This window comes from Phyllobacterium sp. LjRoot231, from assembly GCF_964253365.1.
GTDB lineage: Bacteria > Pseudomonadota > Alphaproteobacteria > Rhizobiales > Rhizobiaceae > Phyllobacterium.
This window is the reverse complement of the sequence record NZ_CAXUQT020000001.1, coordinates 688,279-710,967: the sequence shown is the minus strand read 5'-3', so window position 1 is coordinate 710,967 and position 22,689 is coordinate 688,279. Positions and strand designations below refer to the sequence as shown.

17 protein-coding genes and 2 pseudogenes are annotated in these 22,689 nt (G+C 56.6%); 12 read left to right on the top strand and 7 right to left on the bottom strand.

Annotated elements, in window-relative coordinates; genetic code table 11:
• Window positions 1-20: 20 nt before the first annotated feature.
• From ACSQ3H_RS03375 to ACSQ3H_RS03350, 6 genes and pseudogenes are all read left to right on the top strand, one after another.
• Window positions 21-200, top strand: a complete 180-nt coding sequence (locus ACSQ3H_RS03375) for a recombinase family protein (protein ID WP_436115737.1) — start codon at window positions 21-23, stop codon at window positions 198-200.
• Window positions 201-285: 85 nt separating this feature from the next.
• A complete protein-coding gene (gene istA / locus ACSQ3H_RS03370; protein WP_436115736.1) occupies window positions 286-1,785 on the top strand; it encodes an IS21 family transposase in 1,500 nt (499 codons plus the stop codon).
• A 1-nt stretch (window position 1,786) separates the two neighbouring features.
• Window positions 1,787-1,891 (top strand): annotated as a pseudogene (locus ACSQ3H_RS03365) (IS21-like element helper ATPase IstB); the annotation flags it as partial.
• A gap of 113 nt (window positions 1,892-2,004) precedes the next feature.
• The gene (gene istA, locus ACSQ3H_RS03360) at window positions 2,005-3,531 is read left to right on the top strand and encodes an IS21 family transposase (protein ID WP_436115735.1); all 1,527 of its coding nucleotides are present in this window, start codon (window positions 2,005-2,007) and stop codon (window positions 3,529-3,531) included.
• Window positions 3,521-4,333, top strand: a complete 813-nt coding sequence (istB, locus tag ACSQ3H_RS03355) for an IS21-like element helper ATPase IstB (RefSeq protein ID WP_436115734.1) — start codon at window positions 3,521-3,523, stop codon at window positions 4,331-4,333. Before istA (ACSQ3H_RS03360) ends, istB begins: the two co-directional genes overlap by 11 nt.
• A 316-nt stretch (window positions 4,334-4,649) precedes the next feature.
• On the top strand, window positions 4,650-5,411 hold the full coding sequence (locus ACSQ3H_RS03350) for a metallophosphoesterase (RefSeq protein ID WP_436115733.1): 762 nt from the start codon (window positions 4,650-4,652) through the stop codon (window positions 5,409-5,411).
• 234 nt (window positions 5,412-5,645) lie between these two features.
• On the opposite strand, the gene ACSQ3H_RS03345 is transcribed toward ACSQ3H_RS03350, so the two are convergent.
• On the bottom strand, window positions 5,646-7,061 hold the full coding sequence (locus ACSQ3H_RS03345) for an SIR2 family protein (RefSeq protein WP_436115732.1): 1,416 nt from the start codon (window positions 7,059-7,061) through the stop codon (window positions 5,646-5,648).
• 18 nt (window positions 7,062-7,079) lie between these two features.
• Here ACSQ3H_RS03345 and ACSQ3H_RS03340 point away from each other — a divergent pair, with 18 nt between their 5' ends.
• Together ACSQ3H_RS03340 and ACSQ3H_RS03335 are read left to right on the top strand one after the other, a co-directional pair.
• A complete protein-coding gene (locus ACSQ3H_RS03340) occupies window positions 7,080-7,571 on the top strand; it encodes a hypothetical protein (protein WP_436115731.1) in 492 nt (163 codons plus the stop codon).
• Window positions 7,531-7,767 carry a hypothetical protein gene (locus ACSQ3H_RS03335; RefSeq protein WP_436115730.1) on the top strand — a complete coding sequence of 79 codons (237 nt, stop codon included), beginning with the start codon at window positions 7,531-7,533 and terminating at the stop codon, window positions 7,765-7,767. Before ACSQ3H_RS03340 ends, ACSQ3H_RS03335 begins: the two co-directional genes overlap by 41 nt.
• Before the next feature lie 328 nt (window positions 7,768-8,095).
• Here the strand turns inward: ACSQ3H_RS03335 and ACSQ3H_RS03330 are convergent, their stop codons facing one another.
• From ACSQ3H_RS03330 to ACSQ3H_RS03305, 6 genes and pseudogenes are all read right to left on the bottom strand, one after another.
• Complete coding sequence (locus ACSQ3H_RS03330) at window positions 8,096-10,333, bottom strand: adenylate/guanylate cyclase domain-containing protein (protein WP_436115729.1); 2,238 nt, start codon at window positions 10,331-10,333, stop codon at window positions 8,096-8,098.
• Between the two features lie 1,505 nt (window positions 10,334-11,838).
• A pseudogene (locus ACSQ3H_RS03325) lies at window positions 11,839-13,152 on the bottom strand (magnesium chelatase domain-containing protein); the annotation flags it as partial.
• A gap of 116 nt (window positions 13,153-13,268) precedes the next feature.
• Complete coding sequence (gene gshB / locus ACSQ3H_RS03320) at window positions 13,269-14,210, bottom strand: glutathione synthase (protein ID WP_436115728.1); 942 nt, start codon at window positions 14,208-14,210, stop codon at window positions 13,269-13,271.
• Between the two features lie 93 nt (window positions 14,211-14,303).
• On the bottom strand, window positions 14,304-14,639 hold the full coding sequence (locus tag ACSQ3H_RS03315) for a septal ring lytic transglycosylase RlpA family protein (protein ID WP_436119334.1): 336 nt from the start codon (window positions 14,637-14,639) through the stop codon (window positions 14,304-14,306).
• A 443-nt stretch (window positions 14,640-15,082) separates the two neighbouring features.
• Window positions 15,083-16,273 (bottom strand): mannonate dehydratase, encoded by a 1,191-nt coding sequence (uxuA, locus tag ACSQ3H_RS03310; protein ID WP_436115727.1) that lies wholly within the window; start codon window positions 16,271-16,273, stop codon window positions 15,083-15,085.
• Window positions 16,274-16,308: 35 nt separating this feature from the next.
• Window positions 16,309-17,085: a GntR family transcriptional regulator gene (locus ACSQ3H_RS03305; RefSeq protein WP_436115726.1), complete on the bottom strand. Its 777-nt coding sequence runs from the start codon at window positions 17,083-17,085 to the stop codon at window positions 16,309-16,311.
• 273 nt (window positions 17,086-17,358) lie between these two features.
• Between ACSQ3H_RS03305 and uxaC the strand changes: the two genes are divergently transcribed.
• The 4 genes from uxaC (at window position 17,359) to ACSQ3H_RS03285 (ending at window position 22,689) form a co-directional block, all read left to right on the top strand.
• On the top strand, window positions 17,359-18,756 hold the full coding sequence (gene uxaC / locus ACSQ3H_RS03300; protein WP_436119333.1) for a glucuronate isomerase: 1,398 nt from the start codon (window positions 17,359-17,361) through the stop codon (window positions 18,754-18,756).
• A gap of 27 nt (window positions 18,757-18,783) precedes the next feature.
• Window positions 18,784-20,259: a mannitol dehydrogenase family protein gene (locus ACSQ3H_RS03295; RefSeq protein WP_436115725.1), complete on the top strand. Its 1,476-nt coding sequence runs from the start codon at window positions 18,784-18,786 to the stop codon at window positions 20,257-20,259.
• 121 nt (window positions 20,260-20,380) lie between these two features.
• Window positions 20,381-21,559, top strand: a complete 1,179-nt coding sequence (locus tag ACSQ3H_RS03290) for an ABC transporter substrate-binding protein (RefSeq protein WP_436119332.1) — start codon at window positions 20,381-20,383, stop codon at window positions 21,557-21,559.
• Window positions 21,560-21,621: 62 nt separating this feature from the next.
• Complete coding sequence (locus ACSQ3H_RS03285) at window positions 21,622-22,689, top strand: ABC transporter ATP-binding protein (protein WP_436115724.1); 1,068 nt, start codon at window positions 21,622-21,624, stop codon at window positions 22,687-22,689.

Here is a 22,689-nt window from a genome sequence, read left to right as displayed (position 1 = left end):
TCATCTGACGGGGCAGTATCTTGCTGAAAGCGTACTCTTACATTCGATTTTCAACACCAGAGCAAGCCCGCGGGGATTCTTTGCGTCGACAAACCGCTAAGGCCGAGGCCTGGTGCAATGAGCGCGGAATTCCTCTTGACAACACACTCCGCGACTTGGGGGTTAGCGCTTATAATGTGTGTTTCGGCATGCAAAATTGACCCCGTTTGCGGGGTAATCGGCATCCAATTTTGACCCCCCTGGATTAGATCTGACCATCCGGCTTGGCAGCGGATGGAGCGGGAGTTGAAGACAGTGGATACGATTGCGCGGGTTCGTCGAGCCTTCCATGTGCAGGGCTGGTCGATGAAGAAGATCAGCCGCGAGTTGCATGTCTCGCGGAACACGGTGCGCAAGATTCTGCGCTCGGACGAGACGGATTTTTCCTATGAGCGGGAACATCAGCCCTTGCCTCGGATCGGTCCCTGGCGGGAACAGGTCGATCAGTTTCTGCAAGCCAATGAGGGCAAGCAATCGCGCGAGCGTTTGACGCTGATCCGCATCTACGAGGAGCTTCGCGCTCTTGGATTTGAAGGCAGCTATGATTCAGTGCGCCGCTACGCGAAGGCGTGGTCGAAGACACGCGGTGCGGTGACGGCGGAAGCCTACGTACCACTGTTCTATGCACCGGGAGAAGCTTACCAGTTCGACTGGAGCCATGAGATCATTCTGATCAACGGAGTGACGACGACCGTGAAGGTCGCCCATGTCCGTCTCTGTCACAGCCGGATGATGTTTGCCCGGGCCTACATGCGCGAAAGCCAGGAGATGGTGTTCGATGCGCATGACCGGGCTTTCGCGTTCTTTCGCGGCACCTGCACTCGCGGCATCTACGATAATATGAAGACGGCGGTTGAGGCTGTGTTCGTCGGCAAGGAACGCCAGTACAATCGGCGTTTCCTGCAAATGTGCAGCCACTATCTGGTGCAGCCTGTTGCCTGCACACCCGCATCCGGCTGGGAGAAGGGACAGGTCGAGAACCAGGTTGGCCTTGTGCGCGAGCGCTTCTTCACACCGCGACTTCGGGTCAAAAGCCTGGAAGAGCTGAATGTCTGGCTGCTCGACAAATGCATCGCCTATGCCAAGGCGCATCGTCATCCGGAGCAGGCCGAGCAGATGATCTGGCAGGCTTTTGAGGAGGAGCGCCGCAGCCTTGTCCACTATGCCGGGCCATTCGACGGCTTCCACTGCGTTCCGGCATCTGTGTCGAAGACATGCCTCGTGCGTTTCGACAACAACAAATACTCGGTTCTTTCAACCGCAGTTGGTCGCCCGGTGGAGGTCCATGCCTATGCCGAGAGGGTCGTCATTCGCCAGGATGGTGTGAGTGTTGCGGAGCATCGCCGCTCGTTCGGCCGGGGCGAGACGATCTACGATCCTTGGCATTACGTGCCTGTCCTGGCTCGCAAACCCGGTGCCTTGAGGAATGGGGCTCCGTTCCGCGAATGGATTCTGCCCGCAGCGATGGAGAAGGTTCGTCGGAAGCTGAAGGGCATGAGCGATGGCGATCGGCAAATGGTGACCATCCTTGGATGCGTTCCCACCGATGGGCTGGCGGCAGTGGATGCGGCCTGCCAGGAGGCACTCGACCACAGTGTCTGCTCGGCCGCAGTGATCATCAACATTCTGGCTCGCAGCCGTGATCCGGCTCCCACAATTACCCTTCACACCCCCGATGCGCTTCGTCTGACCCATGAGCCAGTGGCCGATTGCGCACGTTATGACAGCCTCAGGAGGGCAAGTTGACATGGAACGTACTCAAGTTCTGGAATTGATGAGCAGTCTCAAGCTCTATGGAATGCGTAGCGCTTATGACGAGATAATGGGCAATGGCATCAAGCGCCAGCATGAGCTGTTGATTGCCACTGAGAACTGACCCGGCAACAAAGGATATTTCCATCGAGAATTGACCCATGTTTGAACCTTGCCCTGCGTGTTTTCAGCGGGGGCTACGGAGTGATCGACATGGCATTACTGAGCGTGATCCGACGCTGGCATTTTCGAGAGCATTTATCGATCCGGGAGATTTGCCGCAGGACTGGCTTATCCCGGAACACCATCCGCAAATATCTGCGATCAGACGGCGTGGAACCGACGTTCGCGGTGCCGGATCGGCCGAGCAAGCTTGATCCTTTCGCTGATCGGTTGTCAGCGTGGCTGAGGTCGGAGGCCAATAAACACCGCAAGCAAAAGCGCACCCTCAAGCAGTTGCACGCCGATCTGTTGAGCCTCGGCTATAGCGGCTCTTACAATCGTGTGGCGGCATTTGCTCGGGAATGGAAAGCCGACCTGCAAAGGGAGTTGCAGACCTCAGGTCGTGGGACATTCGTGCCGCTCACATTCGAGCCTGGCGAGGCGTTCCAGTTCGACTGGTCCGAGGACTGGGCGATCATCGGCAATGAGCGAACCAAGCTGCAGGTAGCGCATACGAAGCTGAGCTATAGCCGCGCGTTCATTGTGCGGGCTTATCTGCTGCAGACGCACGAGATGCTGTTCGATGCTCATAACCATGCGTTCCGTGTGTTTGGCGGCGTTCCCCGGCGCGGCATTTACGACAACATGAGGACTGCCATCGACAAGGTCGGCCGCGGAAAAGATCGTGACGTCAACGTCCGCTTCATGGCGATGGCCAGCCACTATCTCTATGAACCCGAGTTCTGCAATCCGGCATCTGGCTGGGAGAAGGGCCAGGTCGAGAAGAATGTTCAGGATGCGCGTCATCGCTTCTTTCAACCGATCCCGCGCTTTCCATCACTGGAAGCCCTGAACGATTGGTTGGAGCTTCGCTGCAAGGAGTTTTGGCAGCAGACCTCGCATGGGAAGATGCGCGGGACTATTGCCGATCTCTGGGCCGAGGAAGCACAGGCTCTGATGCCAACATCCCGTCTCTTCGACGGCTTTGTTGAATACACCAAGCGGGTTTCCCCGACCTGCCTCGTGCACCTGGATCGTAATCGCTACAGCGTTCCAGCATCCTTCGCCAATCGGCCCGTCAGCGTTCGGGTTTACCCGGATCGCATCGTTGTCGCTGCAGAGGGCCTGATCATCTGCGAACACCGCCGCATCATCAGCCGCTCGCATGATGGACCGGGACAGACGGTTTACGACTGGCGGCATTATCTGGCGGTCGTGCAGCGCAAACCGGGCGCTCTTCGCAACGGTGCACCGTTCACCGAACTCCCAGACGCCTTCAGGACGCTGCAGCAACACCTGCTCAAGAAGCCGGGAGGTGATCGCGAGATGGTCGACATCCTGGCGCTTGTCCTTCAGCACGATGAACAAGCCGTGCTCTCGGCCGTCGACATGGCATTGAAGTCCAGCGTTCCAACGAAGACGCATGTGCTGAACCTGCTTCATCGCTTGGTCGATGGCAAATCCTTCACGCCGCCAACTATCGATGCGCCGCAGGCCCTGATGCTCACCAACGAGCCCAAGGCCAATGTCGAACGCTACGACGCCCTGAGGAAGACGGAGGTGCGCCATGCGTCATAATCCTGCCAGCGGTGCTATCGTGATCATGTTGAGGCAATTGAAGATGCACGGCATGGCGCAAGCAGTCGGTGAACTGACCGAACAGGGATCGCCGGCCTTCGAGACCGCCATTCCGATCCTGTCGCAACTCCTCAAGGCCGAGACGGCGGAAAGGGAGGTTAGATCGACAGCTTATCAGCTCAAGACGGCACGCTTTCCAGCCTATCGCGATCTGAACGGCTTCGACTTCTCAAGCAGCGAGATCAATGAAGCCCTCGTGCGCCAGCTCCATCGCTGCGAATTCCTCAATGAGGCCAACAATATTGTCCTCATCGGTGGACCCGGCACAGGCAAGACGCACATCGCAACGGCGATCGGCATCCAGGCCATCGAGCATCATCACAAGCGGGTCCGTTTCTTCTCAACGGTCGAGCTGGTCAATGCGCTTGAGCAAGAGAAAGCACAGGGGCGTTCCGGGCAGATCGCCAATCGGCTCGTCCACTCCGATCTCGTCATTCTCGATGAGCTTGGATACCTGCCGTTCAGTGCATCAGGCGGGGCTTTACTCTTCCATCTGTTGAGCAAGCTCTATGAGCGCACCAGCATCATCATTACCACCAATCTCAGCTTCAGCGAGTGGGCCAGCGTGTTTGGCGATGCCAAGATGACCACGGCACTGCTCGATCGGCTCACACATCACTGCCACATACTCGAAACGGGGAACGACAGTTTCCGCTTCAAGAACAGTTCAGCCCATAAACCGAAAAACACGAAGGAGAAAAACAGGAACTTGACCACAACACCCGATCCGAAACATACATAAAGGCGGGTCAAATCTCGGTGGAAATACCGGGTCAGTTCTCAGTGGAAATCAACAATGTAGGTCTAACGCGCACGTTGTTGGCTTTCGGGGGATATTTAGTATCAAGGTTTAACGCGCACTTCGTCTGATCATCGAAAATGTAAGTATGGAGGTTTAACGCGCACTCCGTCCAGTAGTCGAGAATGTAGGTATGAAGGTTTAACGCGCACTTATGGAGGTCTAACGCGCACTCCGTTTGACAGTCGAAAAATACATTTACTTTTCTTGAAATTGCGATGACATGCCAGCAGTCAGCAGTGGCGGACATAGGATCATCATGAAGCTGTGGATCATCAGCGATCTCCATTTGGAATTCGACAATGTCGCGCTGCCGCCGCATGTTCCTGATGCCGACGTCTGCGTCGCGGCGGGTGACGTGCATCGCGGGTTCAAGAAGGCGATCGGTTGGCTCGGTACACACATTGCGCCGCGCATGCCAGTCGTCTACGTTGGGGGAAACCACGAATTTTACCGCGGCTCGATCGTGGATGGCCTGGAAGAAGCCAAGGAATTAGCGAGCCAGTATCCTGGTGTTCATTTCCTTGAGAACAACCTCGTCGAAATCGACGGTGTGAGGTTCGTCGGCGCAACATTGTGGACGGATTTCAGAATACAGGGGCATCAAGAATTAGCGATGCTCTATGCTCGGAATCATATGAAGGACTACCGGGCCATTTTTTGGCGGAAGAAGCCCTTTATCCGTTTAACCCCGTCTGACACGGTCAGAGTCCACTCGCAGTCCAAATCATTCCTCAGTGCTGCTCTAGCTACAACGTTCGACGGCAAGACGGTTGTCGTCACACACCATCTTCCCCACATGCTTTCAGTGCCGCAACGGTTTCAGAGCGATCTATTAAGCGCAGCTTTCGCATCAGATCTCAGCGAGCTGATCGAGGAGAGTGGACCCGAACTTTGGGTTCACGGGCACACGCACAACAGTTGCGACTATCGGGTGGGTGATACACGGATCATCTGTAATCCCAAGGGTTATCCCGACGAGAACCCAGAATTCAATGCCACGGTCGTCATCGAGATTTAGTGACGGAGGAGCCTATGCAGGTCCCGAAATGTGTGGACGGGCCAAAAATGCACCAAGAGTCGGGTAGGAACAGGCGCAAACTGGAACGGGATGAAGTGTTACTGCCGATGCAGTAAAGCGGCTTTGAAATGACATCGCTTTGGTTGAGGCAAATCAAAAATAATGAAATTTGCGAATGAAGAGAGGGGCATACCGACGCCGATTCGAACTCCTTTGATGGCTATGGTTCCCCTGTCACCATCTCATTCGACCAGCCAGTCGGCGATAGTTCGAGATCGTTTTGCTCAGAAAGTTCGTGTCTCTATTGGCGAATCCCGCTTCCAGCAGTTCCGATCTCATCGGATCAGAAAGAAGACCTTCAAGTATCTGCTCACGCATGTCTTCGTGCCACCCACTTCGGCCGATTGGGAACCAAACCCAACCATTCGGACTATCTTGCGCCAGGGCAGCATCAATCTCACCGATATCAGTCCGTTCGAGGTAAACGAGACCGCCTAAAATCTCCCAACTCTCATAAAGCCGCTCGAAGTCGGGCGACGCACCCACGAACGATTTGCTCCAATCCTGGTAAAGGCTGCTGAGTTGGTCACTAAGCGCCGTCTTTCTCCGCTCAAAACCGTCCAGATTTTTCCAATAGTCGTTGTTTCCACCCGGCCACGCCGACAGGAACAGCTTTTCGACAGCGCGCTCGGTCCCGCGCTCATTGCGCTTCTGAATCGGTGCTACAAGAAGATCGTGAAGGTTACTCCATCGCCGACTTCGGGTAAGGCCGAGGCCGTATCCAGTCATGAATAGAACAGCCGGATACGCCCGAACATCCAGCCACACATTCAGGCCGCCCAGTGACTGATCCGCATGACTAGACAACATCTCGATCACATCGAGGGCCAGTGCCTTTTCACTGCCGTCCCCCCAACGGCCAAGAACACCCGCCATACGGGCCAACGGTTCGGAAAGGGATTCATAGAGCGCGATCCGCCGCCTGAACTCTTCCGGACTCCACCCTCCTTCACCGTTCAGCAGGTTATCGTCAAGCTTCCCGATCAAAGACCGTGTTTCAGAAGTGACTAGATCGTCAAGCTGTATGCGGTGCTCGGGTTTCGCGAGGTACCGTTTCGTAGTGTTCACCAACAGCTCAACGCTCAATGGGTTCTGGCGATGTGTGCGAGCCAATGTCGCGACGCGTTGCTCTAGTCCCTCGAAAAACGAATCCCCGTCAGTGATCTCAATCGCCCTAGCATCACGCTGACGCACGATGTCATCTGCCCCGCCTCCAAGCCTGCCTCTTGTCGCCCAGAATAATGGATAGCGCCGTGTGGGCGCTCGCAGCAACACGGCTCGCAGGGCGTGGTCCCATTCTCCCGACCATCCGCAAACGATAAGGCCGTATTCGTCAACAATCCGGTCCAACAATGCATCATATTCTGCTGGATAGGCCGCTAGCTCTTCTTCCGTATTGAGGATACGCGCATCCTTGTAATCACCGTGAAGCTTCAACAGATAGCAACTCGTATGCACCAGAGGTTCCGCACCTTTCAAGGCATCAATAGACGCGATGACAGTGGGTTCCACGCCCTCCTCGCGTAAAGCATTTTCGAGGAGGCGGTCGAAGTTGGTGGTGACAATGACCTTTACGTACCCTTCTCGCACAAGCCTAGCGATTGCTCGATGAGCCCTGGTAGGCAGTTTGCGCCCGTCCTCGCGGTCAAAATCACCCGGCGCGATGAAGCGGTCATTCAGCAGCGCCTGTCAGACGCTGAGGCATATTTAACGGACACTCGAAATGTTGCGACCACTCAATCGCGTTTCTTGATAGCGGTTGAAGGCGTGCGCCAGGTAAGTCTCGCGGTCGCCAACCATGCCGGGATTAAGGTTATTCCTAACGCCCAGCACAAGGTCGACGTGTCGCAGCTGGCTGCAATGATTACACAGCTTGATACCGTCGTTCCGGGTGCTGCAAAGACACTGGGAGAGATCCGGAATATCCGCCTACAAAGAAAGAGTGTATCGCCTGCCCCACCGATCTCGCCGGGGCAGGCAACCATGGCAGTGGATATTCTGGAGCAGCTTCTCGTCCGTGCCCGAAATTTAACGAATTTAGAACATGGGAATCGTCCCAATGACCATACTCAAACCAAGCTACCCGCAAAACCATCCTGACCGCTTCAGTGAATGCCAGGGAGCACTCGAAGATCGACTGCTCGAATTGCTGGGGGACGCCATCGAGGCGGGATGGACGAAGGACGAAGTTTTGGCTGCAATGATCACGGTGGCGGACAATACTTCTCTGGCGATGCATGAAAACGTTCTGCTCTCGGTGGAAACGGAACTGCGAAAATTGATGAAGAAGCAATAACCGCAAAGCGTCGCTCCGCACCTGACCATCGGCTTCAGTCAGTAGCCGAATCCTCACCCAACGATAGTTGAGTAGCAGAACGTCGAAGCGACCCAACTCTCCGGCGGAGAGAAATTCACTTTTCATGCGCTGACATTACAGCTTCGAGTATGGTTGCAACCAAGCCCCAATCGGACATTAATGTAGCATAACATCAATCTGATAGACCAACCCGCTTCTCCTTCCTTTGTTGACTTCGCGCCAAGCCGTTCGCACGCTCGCTCTTCGCCATAGGTCCACGCGCACCTGTAACCATCCGTCGGTTGCTGTAGAGCATTTTCGGGCCAGCTCAATTCACGACCGAGAACTCGACACTGTTCGTACGGTAGATCGATCGATATTCGTTCTCTTTCTCACGCGTCCCGGAGGGATTGCGGAAGACCGCACCGCAGGAAGTCAGGGACTTAGGAAAGGCACTGCACAGAAAATTCCCTTGGACCCAGGACTTGCCGGTTCTCGTGCGTGAGCCGAACGTCACGGTAATGGAACCGTCGGCGGTTACCCCGCGCCTGTACGGTTCGATGTCAGGCGCGGTGTTGCGGCCGCGCAGTTCGTGGCCTAACACGAGAGACCTGATTTCCGCTCCGGCCAGCCGATCGTTCGGATCGAGATTGATGTCTGCGGGTAGTTCCGGCAAGCCTGCCTTGCTCAGGCCGCCGAGTAGACGCTCGATGTCTGCCTCGTTCTTAAATACGAAATACTTCTGTATGAGCAACTGGGTTGGCTCGCCTTCGTTTCTGTCCGCGAGAACCTTCGTCACCTTCTCCCTATAGGCAGCCACCTGCTCGTCGCGCCCGAGATGTCCGTACGCGGAAAGAAGAACCTGCAAACCAAAGAACTTCGGCCATGGATCGGTCGACTGAAAGTCGATTTTCTCAAGAGAACCGATAGCTTCTTCGTATTTTTCCTGACCGAAGTCGGCCAACCCGGCCTGGTAGTGCCGCCAGTCCGTCCAGCCCGGGTCGACACGCATGGCGGCATCGAGATAGTCACGCGCCTCCTTCGGCCTGCCGTTGAAGTTCAGGGCTTGGCTCAACACCACATAATTCCAGGGATCGCTGGGATTAAGCGCTACAGCCTTCGGCAGGGCGGCGACCGCCTCGTCAGACCTATGCTCGCGCACTAGCAGTTCGGCGATGAGCTGATAGTAGAATGGCGAGGGATGCTTGGCCGCGGCCTCCAAAGATTCAAATACTTTGTCGTAGGCCGCTTCCCCTGAGAGGCCCATAGCCGCAGCCCGCTGGTCGTCCGCATCCCAATAGGCCCAGGCAAGCGAGGCTTCTGCCGCTCCGAAATTCGGATCGAGCTGCAATGCTTGCTGGAAGTATTTCACCGCCTGGGCAAATTCCTCGGGAGTGTTGGTGCGGTTATAGATGTCCATGCCCCTCAGGTAGGCGTCATACGCGGCCGGATTTTTGGTACCTCCAGCGAAATCGGACTTGTTCTGACCGCTAACGAGGCGGAGCTTGAGCGCACCTGCGATACTGGTGACGACCTTGTCCTGCAGAGTGAAGACATCTGCCCACTGACCGTCAAAACGTTCTGCCCAAAGATGCCCGGCAGTCGCCGCATCGATCAGCTGCGCGTTGATGCGCATGTCGCTTCCGACGCGGCGGATCGAACCTTCCAGCAAAAACCGGACACCCAGCGCCGCCGCGATCTCTGCAGGTTTTGTCTCCTTGTCCTTGTAAGCGAAGGCTGCGTTGCGCGAGATGACGAACAGGCCGGGTACGCGCGCCAACTCCGTGGTGAGGTCCTCGGTGAACCCGTTTGCAAGATACTCCTGCTCCTTGTTGTCGCTCAGGTTGTCGAACGGAAGCACTACCAGGGATGGCCGGGCATCGGCCACCACATTTTGAGCGGGCGAGGCAGAGTTCGTCGTCGGCTCCCACGGCCGCCACCATGTCGCCGCGAGGACGATGGCAATGATGAGGACACCCGCCGCTGCGGCCGGAACGTGCCATGATGACAACAGACCTGGTTTGGAACCTACGGTTTTGCCCGCTGCCGCCGGGTCGAGCACGACACGATAGACCCGAATTGGTTCGGCTATGCTCTTGACCTTTTGCTCGCCGAGCGTGGCAAAGACGATCGGCAGTTTTCCTTTGACGTGGTCGTAGGCCATCCCAGACAAGGCGATGCCTCCCGGCTCGGCCAGTGCCTGTATCCGGTCCGCGACGTTGACGCCATCGCCGTGGATGTCGTCTCCCTCGACGATGATGTCGCCCGTATGAATGCCGATGCGGAAATCGAGTCGCTGTTCAGCCGGCATATCTGCATTCCGCTTCGCCTTCTGCTGCTGTACCTCCACGGCACAGCGCAATGCATCGACGACGCTGTGAAACTCGACCAAGATGCCGTCGCCCATGGTTTTGACCAATCGGCCATGGTCCGCCGCGATCGTGGGCTCGAATACTTCCTTTAGATCAATCTGAAAACGCGCGCGCGTCCCCTCCTCATCGATCTGGCTCAAGCGGCCATAGCCGACGACATCGGCGATCAGGACGGCTGCGAGGTGACGCTCCATGCTCGGTCTTTCGCGGATTGTCTCGCAGTTTACAGCAGGTTGTAAGTTGAAGCCATTACTGGACGCATGCCACATCGACATCGTCGGATACCCCACAACTTCGCGCGGGGATCGAGCTACTTGTCCGGCAACCCCGCCTTGGCGAGATCGGCGAGATAGGCTTTGAGAAGCAGTTCGGTGTATTGCGGTTGCTTCATCGTCGGCCAGACTGCTTCCTTCTGGATGGTCCAACCGGGTTTGGCTTTGAGAAGCTTTCTAATGCTGGCGCGCGCCTCGTCCAGCTTGCCAACTCGCGCATAGGCTGCCGCCAGATTGACGTTCCACGGTGCCTTCATTTTTTGGAATGTGGTCACAGAATCCGCCGGACGGTCAGCGAAATAATAGGCCATGGCCAAATATCCAAAATACCAGTCCATGGGGCTGGCATCGCGCCGGATCGATTCTTCCAGCCATTCAATCGCCAGGTCGTATTTCCCGGCGTTGACCAAATAGTATGCAAGGTCCGCCCGGGTAAATGCATCATAGGGGACAAGCTTGGCTGCCGCTTCAGCCTCGACCACCGAGCGCTCGAAATCGCCGTCATGCAACTGGTATAGGGGTGCCATCATCCAATGGCTCAACAAAGTCTCGAGCCGCGATTTGTGTGGTATGGCCGCTGCTTCGGTACCCATCTTCCACGCCATTTCCGTATCGCGCCAACGGTCATCGGTCCAGTCGTTGTAGAGGTTCTGCATGTATGAAGCGGCTATTTTTGTCCGCAATAGTGCGGAGTCGGGAAACTTCGCCAACCCTTCCTGCCAGATTACCCGTGCCTTCTCATTGCCCTCTTTGGTGAATTGAAAGAAAAACTGGTGGCCGCGCAGATAATAGTCGTATTCTTCCAGACTGGGGGCCGATTTGCTCCAGGCGTCAGCCTCTTCCTTTTTCCTGATCTCTCCCTTAAGCCCTGCAACTGTGGCATAAATCCTGTTGGCCACGTCATCCTGCAGAGCGGCCACATCGCTGCCCTCTTCGTCATAGCGATTGGCCCACACATGTTCTCCCGTCGATGCGTCAACGAGCTGTGCAGTGACGCGCACATTATTGCCCGCTTTTCTGACGCTTCCTTCGATAACGTAGCTGACTTTGAGGTCTTCCCCGACCTGCTGCACCTTCACTGGCTTGTCGTAGACGGAACTTGAGGTGCGGGAGACGACGCGCAGACCGGGATAGGACGAGAGCATGGTGATGATGTCCTCTGCAATACCAGAGCCGAGATAGTCCTGGGCTGGATCGCCGCTCATGTTGGCGAAGGGCAACACCGCGATAGAGGATTCGCGCGCCAGTGCCTCCTCAGGCTGCAGAGCATACCAGGTACCGCCCCCCGCGATTAGCAGAGCGAAGAGACTGCCAATTGCGGCGGCCGGCCAATATTTCCCCTGTTTTCCAGTACGTCTGGGCGGTAGAGGAATCCCGTCAAACTTGACGCGGAAGATTTGTATTGGCTCAGCAATGTTCTTGACCTTCTGCTCTCCCATCGCCTCGAAGCCGAATGAGAGTTTTTTCTCCACCTCGCGCGCCACCTTGGCCGACACGCAAATGCCGCCGGGATCGGCGAGCTGTTCGAGCCGCGCGGCAATGTTGACGCCGTCGCCATAGCAGTCATCTCCCTCAACGATCACTTCGCCGAGATTGATGCCGATGCGTACCTGAATGCGTTGGTCCTCGGGGACGTTGACGTTGCGCTCCGTCAGGCCCCGCTGCAGGCTCACCGCGCATTCGACCGCATCGACCACGCTGCCGAACTCCGCCAGTAGACCGTCGCCCATAAGCTTGAAGATACGACCATGGTGCCGGGCGATTTCGGGTTCGAACAGTTCCTTTCGCCCGGCCCTGAGACGCTCGAAGGTTCCCTGTTCGTCCTTCTCCATGAGCGTGGAGTAGCCAACGACATCGGCTGCAAGAATGGTAACAAGTTTACGGTCCATGACCGTCCCCCTGTTTGGGTCGAATTTCCCCTCACAAACTATACCACAGATTAAGAGAAGGCGCTTTAGAACAGAAGGATGCGGTTGGAGTTGGGTCCAGGTCGGCTGGGTCCCAGACTTACTCCTCGAAATGATGTCGACCGTTGTTAATGCCCGCTTTGGTCCGATTGCTGTCTCGTAATCGCAACCTTTATTAATGTGGCACAACATCAAGAGATTGTGCCCACCCGCTGCCGCGACCTCCAGCGCGCGCCGTGCACTCTCCTGGCCTCTTATATCGGCAAGATCGGGCAGTCCGGTCGCGCTCGCCTGCATGACAGGCTCAGGACGCGACAGGACCTGTGTACCGCGAAAATGGTTGGCAAGCTGGATCAAACTGCGCGGCGCGAGAATATCAATGTCGGAACCGGCCCACGCTGCTTCAGGGCCACAGGATGCTGGACATATCAGCCCCTTCTCCTGCCGGTTGGCAGCAATTGCTGCGGGCAGCACGCCCGCAACATGGGTGATGGTTCCATCAAGTGACAGTTCACCCAGCACCACATAGTTTTGCAATGCGTCGGCAGGCATGGCGCCAAGCCCCGCCATCAACCCCACGGCAATCGGCAGATCGTAATGGCTTCCTTCCTTGGGCAAATCAGCAGGTGCGAGATTAACCGTGACTTTCTTCACGGGCATTGAAAGCCCGGAGGCATGCAATGCCGCTTGTACCCGCTCGCGGCTTTCGGCCACTGCCTTGTCCGGAAGACCGACAATATGCATTCCCATTTTGCCGGGGGCAATCATCACCTGAACATCGACAGGCTGGGCTTCAATACCTTGGAAGGCAACCGTACGAACGCGGGTGACCATGAAATCTTTCTTGAAAAAGCAGACGTTTAAAAATGAAGAATACCAATGAACGCACATCAGCACACTTCACGCCGCATGACAAGAACAATAAGGGAACAGATTGGAAAGGACGAGAACTACCCGCGCTTGGCTTCCACAGCATCCCAGAACAATGCGGCGATATCCGCGCCGCCAAAGCGCTTGACCTCGCGAATTCCCGTTGGCGACGTCACATTGATTTCGGTCATGTAATCGCCGATGACGTCGATACCCACCAGAATGAAGCCGCGCTCGCGCAAGGATGGGCCAATGCGTGCGCAGATTTCGCGCTCACGTGTCGTAAGTTCGGTTTTCTCGGCGCGTCCACCCACATGCATGTTGGAACGCGAGTCGGTTTCAGACGGCACACGGTTAATGGCGCCGGCGGGTTCGCCGTCGATCAGGATGATGCGCTTGTCGCCAGCACGCACATCTTTCAGATAACGCTGGGCGATGAAGGGTTCGCGGAACATCTGGCCGAACATTTCGAGCAGCGATGTCAGATTGCGATCACCGTCGGCGAGGTGAAACACGCCTGCGCCACCATTGCCATAAAGCGGTTTCAGAATGATGTCGCCGAATTCCTTGCGGAATGCCGCGATTTCCAATGGGTCCTTGGTGATCAGCGTTTCCGGCATCAGGTCCGGAAACTCAGTAACGAAAATCTTTTCGGGGCTGTTGCGCACCCACGCCGGATCATTAACGACAAGCGTCTTCGGATGAATGCGCTCCAGTATATGCGTGGTCGTGATATAGTTCATATCGAAGGGCGGATCCTGACGCAGCAGGACCACGTCCATCTCCGACAGATCGCGCGAAACCTGTTCACCGAGGGTATAATAGTCGCCTTCGACATCGCGGACGTCGAGTTCCTCCACACGCGCTGAAACCACGCCGTCACGCATGCTGAGCCGGTCAGGTGTGTAGTGGTAGAGCGTGTGGCCGCGCTTCTGTGCCTCAAGGCAAAGCGCAAAGGTGGTATCGCCGGCGATTCGGATCGAATTGATATGGTCCATCTGGACCGCAACTTTGAGTACCATGGAACGTCCCCGACTTTATCTGGAATGTTCACATGGCGATGTCACGTTCGATGGTCAAGGTCAATATTGCGGCAATGTCAACATCCTGCGAGGTTATAGGCGGGCCATGCAGATATTGGTGTGACCAGCGCCCACAAAGCCGAGGCGGTTTGCTGCGCCTTTGGAAAGGTCGAGCACGCGGCCTCTGATGAATGGCCCGCGATCGTTGATGCGCACCACGACCGTCTTGCCGTTGCGCTGGTTCGTAACTTTGACCCGGGAGCCGAGCGGCAATGTACGGTGAGCGGCGGTAAGCGCGGAAGGATTCATCCGTTCGCCTGAAGCGGTTCTGGAATGAAGGGCGTACCAGGAAGCACCGCCACAGGCGGAACCGGCATTGGCTGATACAGCGCCAAACATCAGAAAAGGGATGGATGAGATAAGTACCATGCGGATACTTGCGAAAGAGATCATGTGAATTCACACTAAGGTAGCCCGCGGCAGAACTGCCGGACTGAAGACACACGCGTAGAGATTGACCCCCGGGCAAGTAGATCGTGGCGTGAGCGAGTAGCTCCTTCTATTTTGGAGAAATGTGGCCTCGAGGTGTCCCCGTTCGGGAAACAGTGGCGAGATCAACCAGAAAGATGATCTAAGTTACTCAAAAAACTTGTCTTAATATGACTCAAAACGTGATTGAAGATGCTTTGATTTGAATGCGGTATGGCCGCAAACGGATAAAAATATGGCAACAATGTGATAAATATTCATCGAATTATTGAGGCTCTGGCACCAAGTTGACTAGCTTGTCTGAAAAATTGTTACCGCTTTAGATGTAGAAAAGCCCCGGCTCATGAAAAACCAGGGCTTTAAAACTAAAAAATTGATCCGGATTATGCCAGCGCGCGGGCATCCAGAGCGTGGATGATACCGCGCAGTTCAGCTAGACCGCGCAGGCGACCGATTGCCGGATAACCGGGCGTCACTTCCTTGGTCAAATCGTCGAGCATGCGGTGCCCGTGATCAGAGCGGAAAATGATGCTGTTGGCCTTGTCGCGCTTGCGATCTTCCGCAAGGAGTTCGCGCAGCACGGCTACCATATCGACGTCGCCTTCAAGATGAGCCGCTTCGTGAAAACTGCGACCATCGCCCTCGCGCGTTGTTGCTCGCAGGTGGGTGAAGTGAATGCGCCCGGCAAAGCGTCTGGCGATCTTCGGCAGATCATTATCGGCGCGCACGCCAAGGCTGCCGGTGCAAAAGCACATGCCGTTGGCAGGTGAGGGTACCGCATCGAACAGTGCCGCATAGTCTGCTTCGGTTGAGGCGATGCGCGGCAGGCCGAAGAGTGAGCGCGGTGGATCATCTGGATGCAGGGTCAGCTTGACGCCGAGGTTCTCGGCAACGGGTGTCACCGCCTCCAGGAATTCGACCAGATGCTGGCGCAGCCGGTTCGCGTCGATGCCGGAATAGGCTTCGAGCTTGTCGCGGAACGCAGGTATGGTCAGCGGTTCGGTCGTTGAGCCGGGAAGGGCGCTGGCAATGTTCCGCGTAAGATCGGCGATTTCCTGCGCGTCCATGGCTTCATACAGGCCGCTGGCAATCTCGCGGTCAGCCTGTGAGTAATCGTTTTCGGCACCTTCGCGCTGCAGGATGTGCAGATCGAACACAGCGAACACGTTATGGTCGAAGCGCATGGCTGTCGAACCGGTCGGCGTGACATAATCGAGATCGGTGCGGCACCAATCGACCACGGGCATGAAATTATAGCAGATGACCTTGATGTCGTTGGCCGCGAGCGCTTCCATGCTGGCGATCCAGGCGGCAATCTCGTGCTTGGCAGCGCCACCGAGACGCTTCACCGCATCAGGAATGGGAATGCTCTCGACGACGGACCATGTGAGCTGGGTACGGCCGGCCGGTGTCGTTTCGATCAGTGACTTACGCTCATGCACCTGCGATACGGTCCAAGCCTGGCCGATCGGCACTTCGTGCAGCGCCGACACAATATCGGTTGCTCCTGCCTGCCGCACGTTGTCGAGTGATACACCGGCTTTCGGGCCAAACCATCGCCATGCCTGACGCATTCATTTCTCCGTCAAATTTTGTCTTCCCGCCTCGATCAAACAAATGATCCGGGGTGGCTTTTTCTCAAGGTCTCAATATCGGGAATGACGGCATTCAGGTGCTGTTTCATCGCGGCACAGGCGGCAGGCACGTCATGGGCTTCGATAGCGTTGCGAATGATCCTGTGCTCGGACAGCACATGCTCCATGCGCCCCAAACCCGGCAGTGTCATACGCCGCGCCCGGTCAATCTGCACCTTCACCGGCTTCAAATAATGCCAGATGCCGGGATGGCCGGAAATTCCGGCAATCGCTTCATGGAAAGCCTCGTCGGCCTCGTGAAATGCGCTCATATTCTGCCGGTCTGCAAAGAATTGCTGGCGGGCAAGGATTTCGTCCAGCCATTCAATATCCTTTGCGGTTGCGACGGCCGCGGCGCGCTCCACCGTTGCACCCTCAAGCGCCTGGCGGATCACGACCGCTTCCGGGATAAGCGCAACTGGAATGCGAGCGACAAATGTTCCCGATTGCGGAAAGACGTCGACAAGCCCGTCTTCGACCAGCCGGATCAGCGCCTCGCGCACCGGCGTGCGGCTGACGCCGAAGCGTTCGGTCAGGACTTTTTCGTTAAGCGCTGTTCCCGGTGTCATCTCCATGGCAACAATGGCGGCATGAAGCTCGCGGTAAATGGCCGTTGCGGTCGTCATCCGCCCGACCGGTGCACCGCGCGGTCCGAACCGCGCAGAGCGTGCGCTGCTCTCGACATCTGAAGCTCGCACCTCGGTTGGCGTCGCAACGGCTACACTCTTGTCTCCCCGATTCTCTGCTGTCATTGCAGCGCTCCATTTCCACATGCCACGGATCATCTGATCCATTGAATGATGGAATACCATATAAATTCATAGTCCAAGACCGGCGTTCTGCGATGATATCAAACGCATTTGGCCACAGTTGACATACTAATATATTATTATTTACTCTTCGCCAAGATCATCGACGCCGAATGTGCACAAATGGCGCAACCTGTACCGTAAGTCCGTGAAAGGACCTCGCTTAGAACAGTGCTGAAGGGACGGCAATGATCAGTACCAAAGTAAGGACGCATGATGGCACTTCATCCTGACCGACTTTTTCCGATCGAGCCCGATGCACGCGGGATTGCCCGCCGTCTGTTCAGCGCTGTCGAACGCCTACCGATTGTCTCGCCGCATGGTCATACCGATCCGCTTTGGTACGCTTGTGACGAGGCTTTTCCGGACCCCGCCAGCCTTTTCGTCAAGCCGGATCACTATATTTTTCGCATGCTCTACTCGCAAGGCGTCAAGCTTGAAGACCTTGGCGTGCCGCGCATGGATGGCGGGCCAGTTGAGACTGACGGTCGCAAGATATGGCGGCTGTTTGCCAAGCACTTCTATCTGTTTCGCGGCACGCCGTCCCGCCTGTGGTTCGAGCATGCGCTGGAAACGGTTTTCGGTATCGAAGAACGCCTTGGCGAGAAGAATGCAGATGCGCTTTATGATCGGATTGCAGAGCGCCTCACGAAACCATCCATGCGGCCGCGTGCGCTCTACAAGCAATTTGGCATCGAAGTCATTTCGACGACTGATACCGCGACCGATGAACTCGCGGCGCATGACGCGATCCTGAAATCAGGCTGGGATGGCCGTGTTATCCCTGCCTACCGCCCTGACGCGGTCGTGGATGCGGCGCGTGCTGACTTCCTCGCCAATGTCGAAGATTTCGTCGCACTTGCAGGCAGCAAGCTCGACTATCAGGGGTATCTCGAAGCGCATCACAAGCGCCGTGCCTATTTCAAGCAGCGTGGCGCCACCTCCAGCGATCACGGGCATCCGAATGCACGTACCGCCAACCTCCCGGTCTCCGAGGCGTCAGCGCTGTTCGAACGCGTGCTGAAAGGCGCTTCGCCTGAAGACGCCGACCTCTTCCGCGCGCAGATGCTGACAGAAATGGCACGAATGAGTATCGAGGATGGACTGGTCATGCAGATCCATCCTGGCTCATATCGAAATCACAATCCCGCACTTTTCGAACGATTTGGAACGGACAAGGGCGCCGATATTCCGCGCTCTACCGGCTATGTCGAGGACCTGAAGCCTCTGCTTGATGCGTTTGGTAACGATCCTCGCCTGACGCTCATCCTGTTTACCCTCGATGAAACCAGCTACAGCCGGGAACTCGCACCCTTGGCCGGCCACTATCCGGCCTTGCGCCTCGGTCCCGCTTGGTGGTTTCATGATAGTCCGGAAGGCATGCGCCGCTTCCGTGAACTGACCACGGAGACCGCTGGTTTCTACAATACGGTCGGCTTCAACGACGATACGCGCGCCTATCTGTCTATTCCCGCTCGCCATGATATGGCCCGGCGTGTCGATTGCGCATTCCTGGCGCGGCTTGTCGCCGATCACAGGTTGGATGAGGATGAGGCGCATGAGATCGCGCACGATCTTGCCTACCGGCTGGCGAAACAAGCCTACAAGCTTTGAAACCGACAGAAGAATTGCAGGCATAGAATGACTGAAAAGCCCCGCCTCTCCAACGCGACGCTGCATCATCTGGCAAAAGATGTGGAGCTGCCCGGCTATGATCGAAGCCTGGTTCGGATTGGTATCGTGCATCTCGGCATTGGTGCATTCCACAGGGCACATCAGGCTGTCTATACGGACAGCGTGCTCGCCAGTGGTGACAATCGCTGGGGCATCCTGGGCGTTTCGTTGCGCAGTGGTGAAACCCGCGAGGCACTCGAACCGCAGGATGGGCTTTATACGGTTGCGTCACGCGATGGCGGCGGCGACAGCTTCCGTGTGATAGGCAGCATCGGAAAGGTGCTGGTGGCACCGGAAAATCCGGAAGCGGTACTTGCTGCGATGGCAGATCCCGACGTCAGGATCGTGTCACTGACCGTGACGGAAAAGGGCTATTGCTATTCGCCTGCTACCGCTTCGCTCGACGAAATCCATACGGATATCGTCCATGATCTCGCCAATTCTGCTGCGCCGCGTTCGGCCATCGGCTTCATCGTCGAAGCTCTCGCCCGTCGCCGCGCCAATGGCAGCGAACCGTTCACACTGCTGTCCTGCGATAACCTTCCCTCCAATGGCGAAACCCTGAAGAGGGTCGTCACCCGTTTTGCCGAACTGCGCGATCCTGCGCTTGGGCTATATATCCGAGATAATGTGGCCTTTCCTTCGACAATGGTCGACCGCATCGTTCCGGCGACAACCGACGCCGATCGCGCGACGGTGGCGCAATCCACCGGACTGTCCGATGCCTGGCCGATCATGACCGAGCCTTTCACGCAGTGGGTGGTGGAGGACCATTTTCCTTCAGGCCGCCCCGTCTGGGAGAAGTACGGGGTGACATTTGTCGATAATGTCGATGCATTCGAGCTGATGAAGCTCAGACTCTTGAATGGAAGTCATTCGACGCTGGCCTATCTCGGTTATCTGGCCGGTCACGAGACAGTCTCCGATGTGATGAGGGCCGAAGGCTTCAGCACGCTCATCGAAGCGATGATGGATGAGGAGATTACGCCGACACTGCCGCCGCTTCCGGGCTTCGATTTGGTTGCTTACAAGACTCAGTTGCGCGAGCGCTTTCGCAATCCGGCGCTCCGTCATCGTACGTGGCAGATTGCCATGGATGGCTCGCAGAAGCTGCCACAGCGCCTGTTGAACACGATTCGCAAGCGCTTGGAGCAGAAGAAACCTTTCGATCGTCTCGCTCTCGGAGTGGCTGGCTGGATGCGTTACGCTACCGGGGTGGACGAAAACGGTAAACCGATCGACGTGCGCGATCCGCTCGCCAATGAATTCAAGCAGCGCACTGCGGGAAAGAGGAAGGCGAACGAGATCGTTGATGTCTATCTAGGATTGGCAGAGGTCTTTGGAAAAGACCTTCCGAAAAGCCAGAAATTCCGGGAAACCGTGTGCCATGCGTTGGAGAGGCTTCTAAAAGATGGCGCCGCCACAGCAGTTGTGTTGTCCTAAAGTGCAAGGCCAAAAGGCCTTGCTATATGCATCTGATAGATTAATATATTAAATATAATATGTCGGACGGGAGCCCGGCTGCCCGAAAACGGGCTTGGAGTTAACAGGGAGGAAAACCATGATCCGTATCACACGCAGGCAGGCCCTTGGGGGTCTGGCCGCAGTCGCCACATTGCCGGCGACGCGTCTCTTCGCTCAAGCAAAGCTGGCGCTGCCAACGTCGCCCGTCGCGCTGAATATCGCCGACGTGGCAGGCAATCTCGCGCTGACGCAGACAGCTATTGAAAATTACGCCAAAGCCAAGCCGGAACTCGTGTCCAAGATCACCTTCACCAAGGCGCCAGCTCCGGAACTTCCGGGCAAGATCAAAGCTCAGCAGGCTGCAAACCGCTTGGATATTGACCTCGTTCTGACAGGCACCGATGCACTTTCCGCTGGTATCGCCCAGGATCTGTGGGTCAAGCTTCTGCCGGACCATTCCGCTTCCCTGCCGGATCTCGCTTCGATCTATCTTGAGCCCGCGCATCGCATGCTGGCGCTCGGCAAGGATTTCGGGGTGGTGGTCACCTACTACCCATCCGGCCCGCTGCTCGAATACATGCCGGATCGCGTCAAGAAGGTCCCGACCACGGCGGAAGAGCTTTTGGCATGGGCCAAGGAAAATCCGAACAAGTTCCTGTACGCGCGCCCGGCAAATTCCGGCCCCGGCCGTACTTTCTTGATGGGCCTGCCCTACCTGCTCGGCGACACTGATCCGCGTGATCCGGTAAAGGGCTGGGACAAAACCTGGGCCTATCTCAAGGAGCTGCATAAATATATCGAGTACTATCCGACCGGTACGGGCGCTCTGATGAAGGAACTCGGCGAAGGCACGCGCGACATGACTGTATCCACCACCGGCTGGGACATAAATCCGCGGGTTCTTGGCGTTGTCCCGAAGGAAGCGGCGGTCGCGCCACTCAAGGGTTTCCATTGGGTCGCCGACGCACATTATATGTGCGTTCCGAAAGGCATTGCTGATGACAAGCTTGCCGTCCTTCTCGATATGATGAGCTTCCTGCTCACGCCTGAACAACAGGCTTTCACCTATGATCAGGGCTATTTCTATCCAGGTCCGTCGGTAAAGGATGTGCCTATCACCATGGCGCCGCAGGAGAGCCAGGATGCGATCGCCGAGTTTGGTCGCAAGGAATATGCGGACTGGATTGCCAATAATCCCGTGGAAATTCCGCTGGAGCCATCTTCGATGGTTGTCGCATTCCGCCGTTGGGATGAAGAAGTCGCAGGCAAGAAGTCCTGACATCGCCGATAGTCACATCATCCGGAGGCAATCCGGATGATGTCCGTTTATAAGGGTACCCGATGCTGCTTGCGTCATCACCATTCAGTGAAATCCGTCTTGACCGCATGAGCCGCGCTTTCGGAGCGCATAATGCATTGAAGGACGTGTCCCTCTCGATCCGCAAAGGCGAGTTCATCGCACTGCTCGGGCCGTCCGGTTGCGGCAAGTCGACGGCACTCAACTGCATTGCCGGACTATTATCGACGACCGGTGGTGGTATTTTCATCGACGACAAGCGCATTGATACGCTGAAGCCGGAGGATCGCGGCTTCGGCATGGTCTTTCAGAATTATGCGCTGTTTCCGCACATGACGGTGCGCCAGAACATCGGCTTCGGCCTCAAGATGCGTAAGGTCGCCAAGGCGGAGATCGAAAAGCGCGTCGAAGAGGCACTGAACCTCGTCCGGCTGCAAGGACAGGGTCATAAATTGCCGGGGCAATTGTCGGGCGGTCAGCAGCAGCGCGTTGCCATTGCTCGCGCAATCGTCATCGAGCCGCCGCTGGTTCTCATGGACGAGCCGCTGTCCAACCTCGACGCGAAGTTGCGGCTGGAGATGCGCGCGGAAATTCGCCGCATCCACAATCAGCTTGGCGCGACCACGGTTTACGTCACCCATGATCAAGACGAGGCTCTGTCTTTGGCGGATCGCGTCGTGGTGCTGCGTGATGGCGAGATCCGTCAGGTAGGCGCGCCCAGCGATCTTTACGAGCGCCCGGATCATCTGGACGTGGCGGAGTTCATGGGCTACCGCAACCGTCTGACCGGGAAAGTCGTCTCAAAGGATGGAGACCGGACACAAGTTGCCGTTGGCAAAGCCACTCTGATAGGAACAGCACGTGATAATTTGAAAGTCGGTGATGCCGCTGTCATAGCGGCCCGCGCGGACGATGTCGTTGCCGGTAAAAAGTCTGATCAAACCGTCGAGGCGCTTGTCGAAACCATCGAATACCGGGGCCGCGAATTCGTTGGTACAGCGCGCACAGCGGAAGGTCTTGAACTGGTCTTCCATGCGCCACAAACCGCGGAGCTCGGCAGCTCGATCTGGCTCTCCATCGATCCGGCGCGTGCGCTGGCTTTTGCGGCATGA